22 protein-coding genes are annotated in these 17,110 nt (G+C 41.7%); 17 read left to right on the plus strand and 5 right to left on the minus strand.

The window, feature by feature from the left end; all coding sequences use genetic code 11:
- Nucleotides 1–43 precede the first annotated feature (43 nt).
- Genes ACWIUD_RS11165 through napA form a run of 4 tightly spaced genes read right to left on the minus strand, consistent with a single transcriptional unit; the run spans nt 44 to nt 4,948 of the window.
- Nucleotides 44–583, minus strand: a complete 540-nt coding sequence (locus tag ACWIUD_RS11165) for a nitrate reductase cytochrome c-type subunit (protein ID WP_454149115.1) — start codon at nt 581–583, stop codon at nt 44–46.
- Complete coding sequence (napH, locus tag ACWIUD_RS11170; protein ID WP_454149117.1) at nt 580–1,392, minus strand: quinol dehydrogenase ferredoxin subunit NapH; 813 nt, start codon at nt 1,390–1,392, stop codon at nt 580–582. The genes ACWIUD_RS11165 and napH overlap by 4 nt, the downstream gene beginning before the upstream one ends.
- A gap of 1 nt (nt 1,393) precedes the next feature.
- Complete coding sequence (gene napG / locus ACWIUD_RS11175; protein WP_454149119.1) at nt 1,394–2,164, minus strand: ferredoxin-type protein NapG; 771 nt, start codon at nt 2,162–2,164, stop codon at nt 1,394–1,396.
- Between the two features lie 27 nt (nt 2,165–2,191).
- Complete coding sequence (gene napA, locus ACWIUD_RS11180; protein WP_454149121.1) at nt 2,192–4,948, minus strand: nitrate reductase catalytic subunit NapA; 2,757 nt, start codon at nt 4,946–4,948, stop codon at nt 2,192–2,194.
- Between the two features lie 219 nt (nt 4,949–5,167).
- Between napA and ACWIUD_RS11185 the strand changes: the two genes are divergently transcribed.
- The 7 genes from ACWIUD_RS11185 to ACWIUD_RS11215 all read left to right on the plus strand — a co-directional run bounded on the left by ACWIUD_RS11185 (nt 5,168) and on the right by ACWIUD_RS11215 (nt 7,685).
- Nucleotides 5,168–5,536: a hypothetical protein gene (locus tag ACWIUD_RS11185; protein WP_454149123.1), complete on the plus strand. Its 369-nt coding sequence runs from the start codon at nt 5,168–5,170 to the stop codon at nt 5,534–5,536.
- Nucleotides 5,533–6,252 (plus strand): hypothetical protein, encoded by a 720-nt coding sequence (locus ACWIUD_RS11190; protein WP_454149125.1) that lies wholly within the window; start codon nt 5,533–5,535, stop codon nt 6,250–6,252. Before ACWIUD_RS11185 ends, ACWIUD_RS11190 begins: the two co-directional genes overlap by 4 nt.
- Before the next feature lie 48 nt (nt 6,253–6,300).
- Nucleotides 6,301–6,642: a hypothetical protein gene (locus ACWIUD_RS11195; RefSeq protein ID WP_454149127.1), complete on the plus strand. Its 342-nt coding sequence runs from the start codon at nt 6,301–6,303 to the stop codon at nt 6,640–6,642.
- On the plus strand, nt 6,639–6,992 hold the full coding sequence (locus ACWIUD_RS11200; RefSeq protein ID WP_454149129.1) for a hypothetical protein: 354 nt from the start codon (nt 6,639–6,641) through the stop codon (nt 6,990–6,992). Before ACWIUD_RS11195 ends, ACWIUD_RS11200 begins: the two co-directional genes overlap by 4 nt.
- Entirely contained in the window at nt 6,976–7,359 is a 384-nt protein-coding gene (locus tag ACWIUD_RS11205; RefSeq protein ID WP_454149131.1) for a YtxH domain-containing protein, read from the plus strand. Before ACWIUD_RS11200 ends, ACWIUD_RS11205 begins: the two co-directional genes overlap by 17 nt.
- Before the next feature lie 66 nt (nt 7,360–7,425).
- Nucleotides 7,426–7,566 carry a hypothetical protein gene (locus ACWIUD_RS11210; RefSeq protein WP_454149133.1) on the plus strand — a complete coding sequence of 47 codons (141 nt, stop codon included), beginning with the start codon at nt 7,426–7,428 and terminating at the stop codon, nt 7,564–7,566.
- Nucleotides 7,515–7,685, plus strand: a complete 171-nt coding sequence (locus ACWIUD_RS11215) for a hypothetical protein (protein ID WP_454149134.1) — start codon at nt 7,515–7,517, stop codon at nt 7,683–7,685. The genes ACWIUD_RS11210 and ACWIUD_RS11215 overlap by 52 nt, the downstream gene beginning before the upstream one ends.
- 167 nt (nt 7,686–7,852) lie before the next feature.
- Here ACWIUD_RS11215 and ACWIUD_RS11220 read toward each other — a convergent pair whose 3' ends face one another.
- Nucleotides 7,853–8,104, minus strand: a complete 252-nt coding sequence (locus ACWIUD_RS11220) for a hypothetical protein (protein ID WP_454149136.1) — start codon at nt 8,102–8,104, stop codon at nt 7,853–7,855.
- Nucleotides 8,105–8,262: 158 nt separating this feature from the next.
- Between ACWIUD_RS11220 and ACWIUD_RS11225 the strand changes: the two genes are divergently transcribed.
- From ACWIUD_RS11225 to ACWIUD_RS11270, 10 genes are all read left to right on the plus strand, one after another.
- The gene (locus ACWIUD_RS11225) at nt 8,263–8,799 is read left to right on the plus strand and encodes a hypothetical protein (protein WP_454149138.1); all 537 of its coding nucleotides are present in this window, start codon (nt 8,263–8,265) and stop codon (nt 8,797–8,799) included.
- Complete coding sequence (locus ACWIUD_RS11230) at nt 8,796–9,314, plus strand: hypothetical protein (RefSeq protein ID WP_454149140.1); 519 nt, start codon at nt 8,796–8,798, stop codon at nt 9,312–9,314. Before ACWIUD_RS11225 ends, ACWIUD_RS11230 begins: the two co-directional genes overlap by 4 nt.
- A 98-nt stretch (nt 9,315–9,412) precedes the next feature.
- Nucleotides 9,413–10,099: a tetratricopeptide repeat protein gene (locus tag ACWIUD_RS11235; RefSeq protein WP_454149141.1), complete on the plus strand. Its 687-nt coding sequence runs from the start codon at nt 9,413–9,415 to the stop codon at nt 10,097–10,099.
- A 249-nt stretch (nt 10,100–10,348) separates the two neighbouring features.
- Nucleotides 10,349–12,460: a heavy metal translocating P-type ATPase gene (locus ACWIUD_RS11240; protein WP_454149143.1), complete on the plus strand. Its 2,112-nt coding sequence runs from the start codon at nt 10,349–10,351 to the stop codon at nt 12,458–12,460.
- Nucleotides 12,460–12,582, plus strand: coding sequence for a hypothetical protein (locus ACWIUD_RS11245; RefSeq protein WP_454149145.1), 123 nt, complete (start codon nt 12,460–12,462; stop codon nt 12,580–12,582). Before ACWIUD_RS11240 ends, ACWIUD_RS11245 begins: the two co-directional genes overlap by 1 nt.
- A complete protein-coding gene (locus ACWIUD_RS11250) occupies nt 12,579–12,911 on the plus strand; it encodes a hypothetical protein (protein WP_454149147.1) in 333 nt (110 codons plus the stop codon). The genes ACWIUD_RS11245 and ACWIUD_RS11250 overlap by 4 nt, the downstream gene beginning before the upstream one ends.
- Before the next feature lie 152 nt (nt 12,912–13,063).
- Nucleotides 13,064–14,176: a GDP-mannose 4,6-dehydratase gene (gmd, locus tag ACWIUD_RS11255; protein WP_454149157.1), complete on the plus strand. Its 1,113-nt coding sequence runs from the start codon at nt 13,064–13,066 to the stop codon at nt 14,174–14,176.
- 121 nt (nt 14,177–14,297) lie between these two features.
- Entirely contained in the window at nt 14,298–14,966 is a 669-nt protein-coding gene (locus tag ACWIUD_RS11260; RefSeq protein WP_454149149.1) for a Crp/Fnr family transcriptional regulator, read from the plus strand.
- 37 nt (nt 14,967–15,003) lie between these two features.
- Entirely contained in the window at nt 15,004–16,122 is a 1,119-nt protein-coding gene (gene tgt, locus ACWIUD_RS11265; RefSeq protein WP_454149151.1) for a tRNA guanosine(34) transglycosylase Tgt, read from the plus strand.
- A gap of 85 nt (nt 16,123–16,207) precedes the next feature.
- Nucleotides 16,208–17,110 (plus strand): hypothetical protein (locus tag ACWIUD_RS11270; protein ID WP_454149153.1); only part of this gene is annotated, 903 nt, incomplete at its 3' end.

Below are 17,110 nucleotides of genomic sequence, written 5' to 3' on the forward strand. Positions count from 1 at the left end.
CGCCGTGTGAATTGCATACCCCAGAACAAATTGCCAAACGCATTTATTTTATTTTCGCACCTTCGTTTAATACATCCAACAAATTCGACTTAGTCTTATCTGTCTCACTTCTAAAATCTGGCTTAAAAGTATTGCCAATCAGCGGTTTAGCGTTTGTCATAGGCGCGTGGCAAAGATTGCAATTATAGCGACTTGCCACAATTTCTTTGCCGACTTTTTTGCCTTTGCCAAATGTATCAAACAAATGCGAAGCTGGCACAGGTGTGGCTTTCATCGCCTTTGCATACTCTGGCGCGTGGCAAGTTACGCACATATTCATATCCTTTGTAATATCCATCATTCCCTCAACATCGTGAGAAATCATCGGTGGCGCATTCTCAAATGCGCGCTCAATGACTTGGCTCTCCCCCGCAGTGGGCGCATTGTAGGCAAAATCACCAAGCGTTACACTTTCATCATCCACAGGCGCGGAGCGAAAGCCAATCTCTTCATCACTAATCCCACTGCCACCGCAACCAATCGCAACAACTCCCAAAAATACCCCAAGCACCAAAGATAGCACTTTCATCACTATTTCTCTCATTTTTCCTCTCCTTTTTTATTAAAATCAAAAATCCCAAATTTCATCGCGCCTTCACTGCATACTTCTATGCAACGACCGCACTTTATACAATCAACGCCATTTATCGTCCCACTTTTTGTGCCGATTAAATCCAGCACTTGCGATTCAGGGCAAATCACTATGCACTTATCGCATTTGGTGCATTTTTTGGCATCGTGGCGAATCTTTAATAAGCTAAATTTCCCCACTAATCCATACGCCGCACCAAGCGGACAGATATACCCACAAAAGCCGTTTTTCACAAAAAACAAGTCAAATAAAAACACACACAAGATTCCAAACACGCCAAAGCCCATACCAAAGATAATGCCACGATGAAGCATTGCGATAGGGCTTATCAAATCAAATGCCGCTGTCCCTAAAATCGCACTCAAAACCAAACTCAACGCCAAAACGCCGTATTTTGCGCGTCTGCCGACATTTAGCTTTTTGGGTGCGGTTGTTTGCGAAAAGATTCGGCGCAAAAAGTTCGCCAAATCTGTGATTAGATTCATAGGGCAGACAAAGGCGCAATATCCGCGTCCCAAAATCGCCCCATAAATAAAAAGCACGATGACAAAGCCAATCACAGCTTCACTGCCTATAATGCCACCAGCTAAGAAAATCTGCGCGATTGATAGCAAATCGCTGAGTGGCACACTCCAAAAAATCGTGGATTGACTCAAATTGCCTTGAAAAAAGCGATATGAATAATGCGCACACACCGCAAACGCCACCAAAATCGCAATTTGGCACACGCGCCTAAGAATTAAAAAACGATATTTTTTCATTTTACAATTCCCCCTTGTTTAGGTAATCAATCGCGCCTTTTGCCTTTTCATCTACTGCTTTTGGGGCGGTTTGCTGAACTCGATTTTCATCATCAACCTCCCAGCCTTTTATGTAATGATTGCCAATGCTACCTAGCACTTGCGTTCTAGGCAACACCATAATCGCAGCTTTTTCTGTGATACAAGCCCGTTCACACTTTCCGCAACCCGTGCAAATATCGCTATCTACGATAGGTAGCAACATTGCGTGTTTGCTACTGCGCTCATTGCTTTTGTATTCCAATTTGATTGCCTCATCGATAAGCGGACAAGCACGATAACACGCATCGCATTGAATCCCCCAATACGCTACGCAATTTTTCTCATCGACAATCGCCACGCCTATTCTAGCCTTGCGAATATCCATTTTTTCTGCACTAGATTCGCCAAGCAAAGCCGAATCGAGCGCACCAGTAGGACACACAGGCACACAAGGCACATCTTCGCACATATAGCAGGGGACTTCTCGGGGGATAAAATACGGTGTCCCCGTAGGCAACGAATCTTGCGGCTTTGCAAGTTTTAGCGTATCATAAGGGCAAAATGTCGTGCATTTGCCACATTTTATACATAGCTTTATAAACTCAGATTCGGCTTTCGCACCCGGTGGGCGCAAAGCCAAAGGCGCGGATTTTGCCTTGCTTACATAGCTACTCCAAACAAGCCCACTAAAAGCAAAGATTCCAACGCCTTGCGCCGTTTTTAGTAAGAGACTTCGCCTATTTTTATCCATTTATTTTCCCCACTTTTGCGCTAAAAACTATGCTTTATAGATTTTTACCGCGCATTTTTTAAAGTCTGTTTCATTTGACAACGGACAAGTCGCATCAAGGCAGACTTTATTTATAAAGACATTCTCATCAAACCACGGCACATAAATTAGCCCTTTTGGTGGGCGATTTCGTCCGCGTGTATCGATTTTTGCCTTCACTCTGCCTCGCCTTGATTCAATCCAAATGGTATCGCCTTGTTTTAGATTCTGCGCTTTTGCATCCTCATCATTCATATAACAAAGCGCGTTTGGCACAGCACGATAAAGCTCAGGCACACGCATAGTCATTGTCCCACTATGCCAATGCTCCAAAACGCGCCCTGTGCATAGCCACAATGGATAGTTGCTATCTGGCATTTCCGCTGGGTCCATATATGGGCGGAAAAAGATTTTTGCTTTGTTATCAATAGCGACTTTTTTGTCTGCATTTGGTTTGCTTAAATCGCCCTCAGGGATTGCTTTGCCTTTATTGCCGTAGAATGCAAATGCTCTGCCTTCTTTTTTGGCATAAAAGTCATATTTTGCGTTGAATCGCCACAAAGTTTCTTTGCCATCAACCACAGGCCACCTAAGCCCACGCACTTTGTGATAAGTATCAAAGTCAGCCAAATCGTGCGCGTGTCCTACGCCAAATTTGCGATATTCCTCCCACAAATATTTTTGGACAAAGAATCCGCAACCTTTATAGACTTTGCCATCAGTGCCGACAACATTGCGTTCATCGCCAAAAACCTCCGTATTATCCACGCCTTTTAGCATTTTGTCATTAACGCTAAATTTTTTAGCGTCCGCATTTGCGTAAAGCACATCATAAAGTGTGTCAGTTTCTTTATATCCCATCGCTTTCGCAGAATCTAGCACGGATTTTAATTCTAGCGCAGGATATGCTTTGCCCCACACATCTTTTAGTGTGAATCGTTTCGCAAACTCCATATATTGCCAAGTGTCGCTCATCGCTTCACCCTGTGGCAAAACTTGCTGTCGCCAATGCTGCGTCCTGCGCTCTGCGTTACCATACGCGCCCCATTTTTCATAAATCATCGCCGTTGGCAAAATCAAATCCGCCACTTTTGCCGAAATGCCCGGATATGGCTCACTAACGACAATAAAATTATCCAAATCTCGCGCTGCATTTATCCAGTGATTCGCATTTGCGGAGTTGTGCCACGGGTTATTTACATGCACCCAAATCCACTTAATCGCCGAATCTTCCAAATCGCGCAAGATTTTCATATACGGCGCACCGACTTTGCCATTTAGCGTCCCAGCGGGGAGCTTCCAAATTTTCTCAGTGATTTCTCTATGCTTTGGATTTGCCACAACCATATCCGCAGGTAAGCGGTGGCAGAATGTCCCTACTTCACGCGCTGTCCCACACGCACTAGGCTGTCCTGTAAGTGAAAACGCACCACTACCGGGCAATGATTGTTTGCCTAGCAACAAATGCACCATATATGCTTGTTCATTTACCCAAGTCCCGCGCTGATGCTGATTCATACCCATAGTCCAAAAGCTAATAATTTTGCGATTTTTTTCAATGTAATAATCCGCAAGTTGTTTTAGCTTCGCTTTAAACGAATCTACGCTCTCACTCGGGTCGCCTTTGGCAAGATTCGCCACAAAATCAAGCGTATAAGGTTGCAGAGCCTTTTTGAAGTCCTCAAAGCTAATGCTCCAATGATTTCCGCCCTTTGTAGCGTTGTCATTTTTTAGTGTATCGCCCTCTTTTAGCCCCAAGTATTGCAAAGTTACGCCCTCATCTTTGCTTAAAACTTTGCTAACTTGCTTTGCAACGGTGTCTTTTTCGCTATCTTTGAATTTTGGGTGGTTTGGATTATTTCGCATACCATAGCCCAAATTCACAAATCCCGTAGCAAATACGCAGTTATCCTCTACGAATTTTTTGTCATAAGCATTGCGTTTGATAATCTCATTTGCGATATAGTTGAAAATCGCTAAATCCGTGTGTGGCTTAAAGATTATCTCAATGTCCGCCAAATCGGAGGTGCGATTCGTGTAAGTGGATAGATTTATGACTTTGACTTTTGGATTTGAAAGTTTGCGATTTGAAACGCGACTCCAAAGCACAGGGTGCATTTCAGCCATATTCGCGCCCCAAGTTACAATCGTATCGGTTAGCTCAATGTCATCATAGCACCCAGCAGGCTCATCGATTCCAAAAGTCTCCATAAACGCCACAACCGCACTTGCCATACAATGCCTTGCATTTGGGTCGATATTGTTGCTTCTAAAACCGCCTTTGATTAGCTTTACAATCGCATAGCCTTCCATAATCGTATATTGCCCAGAGCCAAACATACCAATGCCTGTGGGTCCAAGCTCATTGTAAGTTTTTCTAAACTGCTTTTCCATCTCATCAAAGGCTCTTTTCCACGAAACGGGCTGAAACTTGCCCTTTTTGTCAAACTCGCCTTTGCTATTTACACGCAAAAGTGGTTGCGTGATTCTGTCTGCACCATACATAATTTTGGCGCAAAAATAGCCTTTGATACAATTTAGCCCACGATTCACGGGCGATTCAGGGTCGCCTTTGACGGCTACGATTTGCTTATCTTTCGTAGCCACCATAATCCCGCAACCTGTCCCGCAAAATCTACACGCTGCTTTGTCCCATTTCCAGCCCTTTTCGCCGCTACTCGCGTCTAGGGTTTTTGGGATAGCAATCCCCGCAGTGGCTGCAGCACTAGCAACCGCCGCACTCTTTAAAAACTCTCGTCTTTGCATATTTTCTCCCTTCTTTAAATATTTTTAAAGTAGATTCTGCGCTAGATTCTGCGAATCCACTTTAAAACGCGCGAATCTTAACAAAAATCAAAAAAAATTTTTTGACGCAAATCAAAAAAAGTTATACAACTTTTTATATAACGCAATTTTGCCGTTTTCAAAAATCACATTTTTATGATAAAATCCGCAATTTTTTATAAGGATTTTCAAAGGACAAAAATGCAGGTTTCAACCAATGATATTTCGCAGGTGGCGGAGTTTTTTAGCATTGTTCATCATATACCCGGGCGCATTCGTATTCGCGTAAAAGTCGCAAAAATCCCCGCGATTAAAAAATGGGCGAAAGAGACGCCGTTGCGGGAGATTTTAGGCGGGAGTGAGAGTGAAAGCGTTATCATCGCATTTTTGCAGAATCTCCCTTTGGTGCGAAAGATTAAGGTAAATGCGCTAATTGGCAGTGCGACAATCGAGTATGATAAGACGCTTTTTGCGCCGAATTTGTGGGAGAGCTGGGTAAAAAAAGAGAGTTTAGATGAGATTGCGAAATGCCTTAATGAAATGCTAAAAAAGGTAGATTCTGCGCGATGACAAAGCAAAATGCCCAAGCAAAAATTTTATTTTTAGCAAAAATTGAGAGAGAAAAATCGCTTGAATTTTATGAGTTTTTTAGCGAAAAAAATGCGATTTTTGGCGTGATTGCTAAAAAAGAAAGGGCATTTTTAGATGAAATATTCGCAGAATCTAATGAAAATTTAAGCGAAAACGCAGAATCTAGTGAATTTTTGAACGCAGAATCTAATGATTTTTTGAATAAAAACGCAGAATCTACGCAGATTCTGCTCCCAAGTGCGTTACCGCAAAATATCGCAGAAGAGTTGCAAAATGAAATGGGTGCGGTGGATTTAAAATCGCTAAATATTTTGGCAATAGGCGTTGAATCGCATCATTTGAAAACCTGCGATTTTTTAATCAAAAAGGCGCAAGAGTTGGGAGCGAATCTAAAAATTATCGACATTCTTTATCAACTTCAAGCATTAAGCTACAATCATCATATCGCGCTTTTGCAGGGCGAATCGCCAAAAGAAAATACAAATCCCGCAAATCCAAATGCAAATCAAAATCCCGCAAATCCGCCCCAAATCACGGATTTGCTAAATCAAAGTCCGCTTTTTGCTGAAATAAAAACCGCATTTGATAGTTTTGAGCGTTTTTACGCCGAAACAAAGGGCATTGTGAGTAAATTAGAAAAGGGCGATTTGAGCAAAGAAGAGTTAGTGAAATTTTTGCAAAAATTGCGATTTTAAAATTTTATGCTAAAATTCGCGCCACATTTTAAAATAAAAGGAGAAAAAATGGCATTACCATTTGTTTTAGGACTAATCATCGGCGGCGGGGCAGTTTATGCGTATAACAACAGAGAGCAACTTGCAAAAAAGCTCAATAGCGCGGACTTAAAAGCGGGGCTAAAAAGTGGCGAAAAGAAATTGCGAAATGTTTCAAACGCGCTAAAAGCGGGAGCAAAAACAACACTTGCAAATCTTAAAAGCGAAGAGAATAAAGAAGCAAAACCAAAGCGCACAAGGGCAAAAAGCACAGGCATAAAGCGAGCTCGCCGAGCAAAAAACACACCAACCACGCAAACGCAGAATCTACCGCAGAATCCAACACAAAATCCTAGCGTGGATGCACAATGATATTAGATACAGGGGCACCTCGCTCGGTTGTAGGAAATGCGGTAAGCGGTGGCGTAGCGGGACTTTTGGTGGCGTCATATATGAATTACAAAGCATATAAAAATGGCGCGATTTCGCAGGATAGGGCATTAAGAGATACACTTGCGGTAAGCGCACAAGCGGCGGTGGCGACAGGGTGTGCGATTGGCGTGGCAAATGCGCTTGGCAATAATAAAGGTGCGTTTCAATCACTGCTTGAATCAAGTGCGTATATTTTGGCTGGAATCGCAGGTGTGTATGCGATTGACAAGCTAAGCGAAATGGGCGAAAATCAAAAATTATTAGGAGCAAAAAATGGCAAATCAAAATAGTGAAAATTTGGATACACTGCAAACTAATCCATATATAAATAACGGCGCACAATGCGAAAAATGTGCGACTTGTGGGGCGAATTTGGGGGCGAATCAGGGTGCAAATCAAAATAATTTTGGCGCGAATCAAAATACACAAAATACCACAACAAGCGCGATTAGCTCGTTTTTAAACTCTGGCAATTCGCAGACAGATTTTCTAAAAGGCGCGTTTATCGGCGCGGTGGCGACTTTTATTTTGACAAACAAGGACGCGCAAAAGGCGATTTTCAAAGGATTTGCCAAAATTTCAAGCCTTTTTGAGATGGGCATAGAAGAGATAAAAGAACGCTATGAGGACGCAAAAGCGGAAGTGGATTCAGAGTAAATTTTGCGTCCGCAACGCCCAAAATATCAAGCGTAAAATCGTGGCAATCCAAAATAAATTTTCATTATGAGCGAAGCGAAATCTCAAACTTTCCCCCTCCCTTGCGGAGGATTCACGCAAAACTTCCCCCTCCCTTGCGGAGGGGGATTAAGGGGGTGGGTTTTGTTTTTTATTGTAAGATTCTGCGAATCGCAGAATCGGGCGTGATTTTTCTCATCATTGCGAGAAGTCGCACTTTTGGGCGACTTCGTGGCAATCCAAAAATAAATTTCACAAGTTTCACGCCCATTTTTTCACAAAAATTTCAAATTTTCTTAAATCTTTAAGTTAAATTTAAATCAAAAACTACTAAAATCCGCAAATATTTTTTGAAAACAAATGGGAAAAATGGGGCAAAATTTGAAACGAACTGATTTTATAAAACCGCATAAAACCTCGCTGGGGGGGGGGATTTACACCTTCTAACTGACTTTTTACGCCTTTTATCCAAAACTCACACATTAAAACACAAAATATTTTTAGATTGCCAGAAATTTGCAAGAAAATCTCGCAATGACAGCAAAAATTCCCCCTCCCTTGCGGAGGGGGATAAAGGGGGTGGGTTAGATTCTGCGAATCGCAAAAATTTCGCAGAATCTAGTGCGAAAAATACCCACCCCCTAACCCCCTCCGCAAGGGAGGGGGAACAAAATACAAAATCCTCCGCAAGGGAGGGGGAATTTTTCACTTCTCTAACCTTACTCACAAAGGACACCAAATGATTACTTAAATCTATATTTCGCGCTTTTAGATTCGCGTGTCAAAAATGGCAAAGCAATCTTTTGGATTTTAAGTCGGCGGTTAGGACAGATTCGCCCCAAAATCAAAACAAAAGGGGCAAAATTTACATTTTAAGGAGTAAAAATGGAGCAAAACACAAAAAAACTCATAGACTATGCACTAAATTGCATAGAGGAAAATAATTGTCTGCCTACGACAAAGCAAAGCGCAGAGGCATTAGGCATAAGCGAGGGCGAAGTTGATAAAATCAAAGCAGACGCCAAATACAAAGATTTTGTCAAACTACGCAAGAGATTTAGCAGCTTTGATAAAGAGCGCAAAGATGATTTTGGCGGATTTAGGGCGTTTTATGAATGGTATAGCGCACAAGAGCCAAAGTGTCATTATTGTGGGACTACACAAGCGCAATTAGAGCAACTCTTTGACGATGAGCTGATTTCATCAACTAAATTTAATGCGACTTTGCACATCGAGCAAAAAACACCAAAGCAAGGCTATAAATCTACAAATCGCGTCCTAGCCTGTGCGCTATGTAATAACGCCAAAAGCGATATGATTAGCGATGAGAATTTTAAGGCGTATTTTGGGAAGCAAATGCGCGAATTTATCAGCGATTTGCTTAAAGGCAAAATCACAAATAACATAAGGGGGAGAGAATGAAAAATCTAATCAAATGCCTTTTATTAGGCTTTGTAATGGTAGGATTCGTAGGGTGTGATAAAGTAGCTGGAATGTTTGATAAATTTAGCTATGATGAGATATTTGAGTATGTGAGTGAAAATAAAAAGCATTTGTGTAGCGAATTAGGAACTGTAAGAGAATTTTATTCAGGACGAGTTATTGAATATAATTACGAATTTATCCCACCTAGTGAGCTGACAGATGAGGACAAAGGGCTTATCGGCGTTTGTATTTATACAAAAGAATCATCATCAGGTGGGGTATATGGTATGCAAGTTGTCGATAGATTTAAAGGAGAGTGTAAAACAGAAACGACAGAGAGTTACACAGGTTTTTCAAAGATAGACAAAAAAAGCGGTGCTTTGCTAATAGAAAATAAACACAAAGTAATTACCATAGTCGAATCTGCCGAGTTTAGTATGAAAAATAAATATAGAGGGCAATGTAAAAGGCGCGTAGTATATAAATTACAAAGAGGACAGCCAAACGAGTAAAATTTTATGTGCTTTGTTTGATTTGTGCGGATTGTGCGTGAAATTATATTTTGTTTGGTGGTGCAAATAGATTGTGATTGAAAATAGGGAGGATAAAAATGAAAAAGCTAATCTTTGCCCTTGTGGCGATAATGTGTGGCGTGTGTAGTGTAAATGCTGGTGAGGTGCAAGAAGCATTTTGTGGCGATAAAAGTTTGGGATATTGTATAAAGCACTATGATAGGCAATGCGAAGCTAAAAATTATCTTGCTTGTTTTGTTGTGGGAGCTTTGCACTTGAAGCAAGAGCAATATAGCGAATCTAAAAAATATCTTGAAATGGTTTGCGATAAGGCAAATAGCAAGGATAGCTATCAAGTAGAGTTTATAGATGGTAATTTGGGACCAAAAGTCCCTGCTATTAAAAATATGAAATCAGCTTGTGGCTATTTAGCAAAACACTATTACAATGGCTGGGGCGTTAGACAGGATTATGGCAAAGCATTGCACTATTTTAAAAAGGCTTGTGATTTTGGCAATGCAGTATTTTGCGCTTTGGCTGGGAATGCGTATGATTTTGGCAAAGGCACAAAAATAGATTATAAACTAGCAAAAAGCTATTATGAAAAATCCTGTGAAATGCAAAGTGGTTTGGGTTGCTTTTTGTTAGGTGGAATGTATTATGATGGTAATGGTGTCCCACAAAATCTATCCACAGCAAAAGAGCTATTTGGCAAAGCCTGTGATTTGGGAGACCAAAAAGGCTGTGATTTATATAAAGAGCTAAATGAAAAGGGTGTGAAGTAGGGTTTTGCGAATCTGTGTGGATTGTAAAAAAACTGCGTTTTGCTACAAATTGCAAGTGATGGCATTGGTGTTTCAATTCTCGCACAACAAAGCAAAGTCGCAATTTTTTAGTTTTGATAAAATATTTGAATCATTGTCTTGCGAAAAATTATTGGCGCAAAGAATGACATTTATTAGAAAATGTAAATTTGTCGCAAAATCTCGCTATAATTGCAAATCTTAAAAGCCAAAATTCTAAAAAGGTGATAAATGAAGCCCATTTACCTTAAACTCATTCATAGCACGGCGAATCGTGCGCGGTTTTCTTATATGTTTAAAAAAGGCGGGGCGATTCAAGCTGTGCCTTTGCGCCTAGCTGTGGAGGCAATCGATGGCGTGAAATCCGTGCGTGTCAATGATATTTTGCATAATATCATCATAACTTATGATGGCGATTTGGCGCACATTACACGCGAGATTTTTGCTGTGCTTACAAATCTGCTGACTACTTCAAAGCGCAAGGTTTCAACGGCTAGTATTTTCACTCTGCGTGATGAGATTCCTAGCTCTGCGGAGGTTGTCCGCTCTGCTACTGCGCTTATAAGCGAACCATTTTTAACGCCAAAGGCAAAAGCCGCATTTAGCACAATCGCGGCATTTCCATTGCTAAAAAGTGGGGTAAAAGAGGCATTTAGCGAAGGCGTAACTTCGCGTGTTTTGGAGGCTATGGCGGTGGCGATTTCGCTGTATCGCGCAGATTTTCGCACGGCAAATTCTACGAATTTTATGCTGACTTTGGGCGAATATATCGAAGAGATGACAATGTATAAAAGCGATGATTTGCTCCAAGAGCTTAGCAAACCACAAGGTGGCGAAGCGTGGGTAGAGAAGCAAATCGATGGCAAGGCAGATTTGGTGCTAACCAAAAGTGAAGATTTGCAAGTAGGCGATATTGTCGTGGTGGGCGCAGGTGATAGCATTTTAATTGATGGACATATCATCTCAGGCGAAGCAATGGTAAATCAAATCTCAATGACAGGCGAAGCCACGCCTATAAGGCGCACACGGGGCGATAGAGTGCTATCAGGCACGATTGTCCAAGAGGGCAAAATCAAAATCTGGGCAGAGAGCGTGGGCAGCCAAACTGCCACCGCGCGAATCAAAAGCTATATCCAAGAAACGCTCACCCAAAAATCCGCCATTCAGCTCTCCGCCTCTAAAATGGCTGATAAACTTGTCCCCATAACGCTAGGTTTGGCGATAATGTCATATATTTTTAACCGCGACTTAACGCGCGTGGCAAGTGTGTTGCAGGCGGATTATTCTTGCGCACTCAAACTTGCAACCCCTGTGGCGTTTAAGTCTGCCATTTCTAGTGCGGGGAAAAATGGCATTATTATAAAAGGCGCAAAGAGTTTGGAGCAACTAAACGAAGCCGAAATCTTTGTCTTTGATAAAACAGGGACACTTACTAAAGGCGAATTAGAAGTGGTGGAAGTGCATAGTTTCTCGCCAAGCTGGGACAAAGAGAGCATTTTAAATCTTTCAGCAAGTATTGAAGAGCATTATTTTCACCCCGTAGCAGAGGCAGTTGTCAAAGCGGCAAAAGAGCGCGAATTTAATCACATTTACCACGATGAAGTAACTTTCATAGTCGCGCACGGCGTGAAAAGTCAAATCGATGGCAAAAAGGTGCTAATGGGGAATCGCCACTTTTTAGAGGACGATGAGGGCATAGATTTGAGCGCACACGAGAGCAAAATAAAAAGCATTTTAGATTCAGGGCATACGCCGTTATTTATCGCATACAATGGGGAGTTGCTAGGGCTTATTTTGCTAAAAGATTCGCTTCGCCCAAATGCCAAAAAAGCGATAGAGCGACTTCGCAAAAGTGGCGTGAAACAAATCATAATGCTAACAGGCGATGAGGAAAACAAAGCGCGTGAAATCGCAAACGAGCTAGGAATCGATAGATTTTATGCCAAACTTTTGCCCACACAAAAGGCTGAAATACTTGAAACCATAATGAACGAGGGGCATAAAGTCGCCTTTGTAGGGGACGGCATCAATGACGCCCCCGCACTCATCAAAGCACATAGCGGAATCGGAATGTGCAAAGGGGCTGACATAGCCAAAGCAAGCGCAGACATTGTGCTACTAAAAGATGACATAGAATCCGTAGCAGACGCCAAAGAATACGCGCTAAATTGCCTAAGCAAAGTCAATAAAAATTTCAAAATCACCGTTGTGGTAAATAGTGCGATTTTAGCAGCAGCGACATTTGGGAAGCTAACGCCGATTCAAACGGCATTTTTGCATAATGGCACGACAATCGGGCTACTGCTAAATGCGCTTCGTGGCATAAATCTAAGGAAAAAATAATGCCACTTATGCCCTTAGCGTTGATTGGTTGCGTGGTGCTGTTTTACAAAACGGCAAATAAAAGTGCCAAAAAACTTAAAATTTGGCGACTTAAACAAAATAGAAAGGAAAGAGAAAAATGAGAAATTCTAAAAATAGCGCGATAAAAGTGCGCGAATCTGGGCGAGAATCTAATCGCAAAATGCGCAAATCTAGCGCATCTATCGCTGAATCCAAAAGCGAATCTACTTTGAGCCTAAAAACCTTGCAAATCAAAGAATTGCTTTCATCGGTCGAATCAAAGAGAGAATTTGCCAAATTAGGAATGAGTGCGTCCTTGCTTCTTTGCGTGGGGAGCGCGTTTTTTAAGAGCAACTTCGCACGAAATTTGCATATCGCCTCTGGCGTGGCGTTGGTTGGATTTAGCATTTGGCATCATAGTTTGTATGATAAAAAGCGGGGCGAAAAATAAGCGCAATTAGGCGCGAATCTTTAAATTAGGCAAAAAATTCTGTCATTTTTAAGTTTTTTTAAAGTAAATTTTAACTTATCTTTGCCTATAATTCGCAAATTTTTTTGATTTTTTGCATTTTTTTAAAAAAATATAAACAAGGTAGGATTTTTATTGTGAAAAAAGCACTTATCACAGGGATTACAGGGCAGGACGGCGCGTATTTGGCAGAATTTTTGCTAAATAAGGGCTATGAGATTCACGGCATAAAGCGCAGGGCATCGCTCTTTAACACCGATAGAATCGACCACATTTACCAAGACTACCACGAGCAAAATTGCAATTTTTTCCTGCATTACGGCGATTTGACAGATTCGATGAATCTAACGCGCATTATCCAAGAAGTGCAACCAGATGAGATTTATAACCTTGCGGCGATGAGCCATGTGGCAGTGTCCTTTGAGACGCCAGAATACACCGCAAACGCCGATGGCATAGGGACTTTGCGTATTTTAGAAGCGGTGCGACTTTTAGGACGAACGCAAAAAACCAAAATCTATCAAGCCTCCACAAGTGAGCTTTATGGGCTCATTCAAGGCTGTCCGCAAAATGAAAAAACGCCATTTTATCCACGCTCTCCCTATGCGTGTGCGAAGCTCTATGCGTATTGGATTACGATAAACTACCGCGAGGCGTATAATATTTTTGCAAGCAATGGCATTTTGTTTAACCACGAAAGCCCCATTCGAGGGGAAACATTCGTAACGCGTAAAATCACGCGCGCAGTGGCAAAAATCGCGCTTGGCTTGCAAGAAAAATTATACTTGGGGAATCTAAGCTCCAAACGCGATTGGGGACACGCGAAGGACTATATTGAGGCGATGTATTTGATTTTGCAGCAAGAAAAGCCAGAGGACTTTGTCATCGCCACAGGCGTTACTACTGAAGTGCGTGAATTTGTGCGAAAGGCATTTGATTTTGTGGGTATAGAGATAGAGTTTATCGGCGAGGGCGTGAATGAAAAAGGCATCATAAAGCAATGCAGTGGCGACTACAAGATAGAAAATGGCAAAGTCGTAGTCGAAGTGGATAGCGGATATTTCCGCCCCACAGAAGTGGATTTGTTGCTTGGCGACTCTACCAAAGCGCGTGAGAAACTAGGGTGGAAGCCAAAATATGACTTAGATTCGCTTATCAAAGATATGATGCAAAGTGATTTGAAGCTAATGCAAAAGGACAAATTTTTGCAAGACAATGGCTATAAAATTTTGAGATATTTTGAGTAAAGCGCAGAATCTAAACGCAGAATCTATGGAAATTTCGCGCCATCGCTTGAAAAATTCACTTAAAAATGACAAATTCGCAGAATCGCAGAATCTATAAAATTTCGCGCAATCTAGGGGCAAAATGAAGCATTTAAATCGCAAAATCGGCTTTTACCATCCGCAATATTCAAATTCCTGCAAGTTATTTTGCTCGCTTGATTTGCCCTTTGTCTTGCGCGAGATGGCGGACTTTGCGGAGATTAGCGAGGCGAGTTTTACGCAGATTTTAGAGACTTCACACATAAAAGATTACGATAAAGACAATATTATTTGCTACAAAGATGACAAAATCGATGCGCTTTTTTACCTACTGCACGGCTCAATTAAGGTGTATAAAACAAATAAATTCGACAAAGAAGCGGTGATTGGCATTTATGCAAGTGAGTGTGCGCTGAAAAATACGCCACCACTGCTTAATTACGACTCTTTTGATGGCACCGCAAAAAGCACTTTGCACGCACTTGAACCCTGCAAAATTTTAAGCATTCCAAGCAAAGTTTTGCACTCTTTAATGCAAAGCGATATCGCACTGCTGCATAGCATTCTAAATCGCGCAAACTCCGCACTATACGAGCTAAACAACTTCATAGAGATGAATTTGATGGATACGCAAAGCAAGGTGCAAATGCTAATGCAAAATAATCCAAGCATTTTCAAAAATGTCAGCAAAAGTCTCATCGCAAGTTTGCTAAATATCTCGCAAGAGACGCTTTCAAGGGCATTAAAGGAACTAAATTCGCAGAATCTATAAAATCCTCGCTAGATTCTGCGATATAAAAAGGCAAAATATGACTTTTTCACTTCAAGCTGCCGATGGAAACGCCCGCGCAGGGGAGATGACACTCGCTCATAGCATCGTGCAAACGCCCGCATTTATGCCTGTCGGCACACAAGGGTGCGTGAAGGCACTTGATTTTAGCGACTTGCACGCACTTGGCGCGAAAATCATCCTTGCAAACACATATCATTTGTATTTGCGCCCAAGCGCGGAGGTGGTGAGAAATTTGGGCGGATTGCATAAATTTAGCGGATTTAGCGGGAGTTTTCTAACCGATAGCGGCGGATTTCAGGCGTTTAGTTTGAAGGGCAAAGCGCAAAGTGAGGGCATTGCCTTTAAAAGTCATATCGATGGGAGTGCGCATTTTTTCACCCCGAAAAAGGTGCTAGATATTCAATACGCCCTAAATAGCGACATTATGATGATTTTAGATGACTTAATTGCGCTCCCTGCGAGTAAAAAGCGCATCGCAGAATCTATCGCAAGGACGCTTTCTTGGGCGAAAACTTCGCTTTTATACCACGCAAAAATGCGCGATTTGCACCCCACAAATCATATTTTTGCAATCATTCAAGGTGGCACAGACGCGAACGCAAGGGAGTTTTGCGCAAAAGAGTTAGTCGCTATGGAGTGCGAAAATGCTAGATTTGACGGATTTGCAATCGGCGGACTTGCCGTAGGCGAGGAAAAAAGCGCAATGTATGACACAATCGCGCTCACAACGGACTTTATGCCAAAGGATAAAGTCCGCTACCTTATGGGCGTGGGGACGCCACAGGATTTACTTGAAGGAATCTCGCGTGGCGTGGATATTTTTGACTGCGTGATGCCGACACGAAATGCGCGAAATGGGACGCTTTTCACGCGCAGTGGGCGGATAAATATCAAATCTATGCGCTTTAAAAATAGCGATTTTGCGCTAGATTCTGCGTGTGAATGCTATGTGTGTAAAAACTTCTCACTTGGGTATCTAAACCACCTATTTCGCGCGGGTGAGGTGCTGTATGCGCGACTTGCTAGTATTCATAATTTGGCGTTTTATTTGGGACTTATGCGTGGCGCGAGGGAGGCGATTTTGCAAGGGAGGTTTGAGATTTTTAAAAAAGAGCGATTGGAAGAGATGAGGTAGATTCTGCGAAAATTTAATATTTTTACGCAATAATGCGTTTTATTTTTGCGGAGGTGGGAAATGAAAAGATTGTTATTTATGCTGATTGCGGGGGGGGGGGGGATTTTGCTTATTAAATGCGATTGAGTTAAGTGAAATTTGCAAATCGCCAGATTTTGAGTGTAAGATTAGCGATGATTACACACAAATTCAAAACACCGCCCCATTTTCTACATATAAAATCACAATCCAAAGCACAATCACGACTTTTACAAACACAAGTGAAATTACTTCCACAGATAATCAAACCTTTAACATAGAAAATAATGGCAAAAATGGCGCAATCACGCATTTTATAAATCGTGGCAAGATTTCAGGTAGCATTTTTATAACCACAAATAACGCACTAAATACGCTTGAAAACTACGGCGAAATGCGTGGCGTGTGGGCGTATAAACCACAGCAAATCACAATCCAAAACTTTGGCACGATAAACACCGTCGAAGGCAGTTATTTTAACAGCGATACCAAATATGCCGCACATTTTATTTTTGAGGATAGTAGCTCAAAGTTGCTTATAAAAAATTACGCGATAAAAATCACTGAAAGCGCGAGTGAATTTAATGCTTTTCAAGGCTATGTTGATATGAGAGGCTCGAATAAAAACTCGCATTTGCTGATTTATTATGGAAATGTGGCGTTCAAAGATGGCGATTCGAAAATTATATTAGACTTTGGCGATGGCTTTGAGTTTGGCGGATTATATAAAACAAAAATGCTCGTAACAAAGCAAGACGGCAATACAATCGATGATTTAGGCGTGGATTTCTCTCGCCTTGCGCTAAAAGACGCTGATTTTTATGATATTTTGGAGAGTGGCGAGTATTTTATTGTGAAAGTGAAAGAAAAGAGTGGCGATAAAAATGGCGATTTTGCCCTGCATACGCCAATTACCGAACTTTACAAAAGCAATCTCCGCACGATGAATAATTTTCAAACGATGACTAAT

The sequence above is a fragment of the Helicobacter sp. 23-1044 genome, from assembly GCF_053654695.1.

What these genes read in the sequence shown, in the direction of transcription:
- tgt (WP_454149151.1), top strand. Translation starts at nt 15,004, where the DNA reads ATGACTTTTTCACTTCAAGCTGCCGATGGAAACGCCCGCGCAGGGGAG.
- napG (WP_454149119.1), bottom strand. Translation starts at nt 2,164, where the DNA reads ATGGATAAAAATAGGCGAAGTCTCTTACTAAAAACGGCGCAAGGCGTT.
- ACWIUD_RS11200 (WP_454149129.1), top strand. Translation starts at nt 6,639, where the DNA reads ATGATATTAGATACAGGGGCACCTCGCTCGGTTGTAGGAAATGCGGTA.
- ACWIUD_RS11225 (WP_454149138.1), top strand. Translation starts at nt 8,263, where the DNA reads ATGGAGCAAAACACAAAAAAACTCATAGACTATGCACTAAATTGCATA.
- ACWIUD_RS11235 (WP_454149141.1), top strand. Translation starts at nt 9,413, where the DNA reads ATGAAAAAGCTAATCTTTGCCCTTGTGGCGATAATGTGTGGCGTGTGT.
- ACWIUD_RS11240 (WP_454149143.1), top strand. Translation starts at nt 10,349, where the DNA reads ATGAAGCCCATTTACCTTAAACTCATTCATAGCACGGCGAATCGTGCG.
- napH (WP_454149117.1), bottom strand. Translation starts at nt 1,392, where the DNA reads ATGAAAAAATATCGTTTTTTAATTCTTAGGCGCGTGTGCCAAATTGCG.
- ACWIUD_RS11185 (WP_454149123.1), top strand. Translation starts at nt 5,168, where the DNA reads ATGCAGGTTTCAACCAATGATATTTCGCAGGTGGCGGAGTTTTTTAGC.
- ACWIUD_RS11195 (WP_454149127.1), top strand. Translation starts at nt 6,301, where the DNA reads ATGGCATTACCATTTGTTTTAGGACTAATCATCGGCGGCGGGGCAGTT.
- ACWIUD_RS11165 (WP_454149115.1), bottom strand. Translation starts at nt 583, where the DNA reads ATGAGAGAAATAGTGATGAAAGTGCTATCTTTGGTGCTTGGGGTATTT.
- ACWIUD_RS11205 (WP_454149131.1), top strand. Translation starts at nt 6,976, where the DNA reads ATGGCAAATCAAAATAGTGAAAATTTGGATACACTGCAAACTAATCCA.
- ACWIUD_RS11230 (WP_454149140.1), top strand. Translation starts at nt 8,796, where the DNA reads ATGAAAAATCTAATCAAATGCCTTTTATTAGGCTTTGTAATGGTAGGA.
- ACWIUD_RS11190 (WP_454149125.1), top strand. Translation starts at nt 5,533, where the DNA reads ATGACAAAGCAAAATGCCCAAGCAAAAATTTTATTTTTAGCAAAAATT.
- ACWIUD_RS11250 (WP_454149147.1), top strand. Translation starts at nt 12,579, where the DNA reads ATGAGAAATTCTAAAAATAGCGCGATAAAAGTGCGCGAATCTGGGCGA.
- ACWIUD_RS11260 (WP_454149149.1), top strand. Translation starts at nt 14,298, where the DNA reads ATGAAGCATTTAAATCGCAAAATCGGCTTTTACCATCCGCAATATTCA.
- ACWIUD_RS11245 (WP_454149145.1), top strand. Translation starts at nt 12,460, where the DNA reads ATGCCACTTATGCCCTTAGCGTTGATTGGTTGCGTGGTGCTGTTTTAC.
- napA (WP_454149121.1), bottom strand. Translation starts at nt 4,948, where the DNA reads ATGCAAAGACGAGAGTTTTTAAAGAGTGCGGCGGTTGCTAGTGCTGCA.
- ACWIUD_RS11210 (WP_454149133.1), top strand. Translation starts at nt 7,426, where the DNA reads ATGAGCGAAGCGAAATCTCAAACTTTCCCCCTCCCTTGCGGAGGATTC.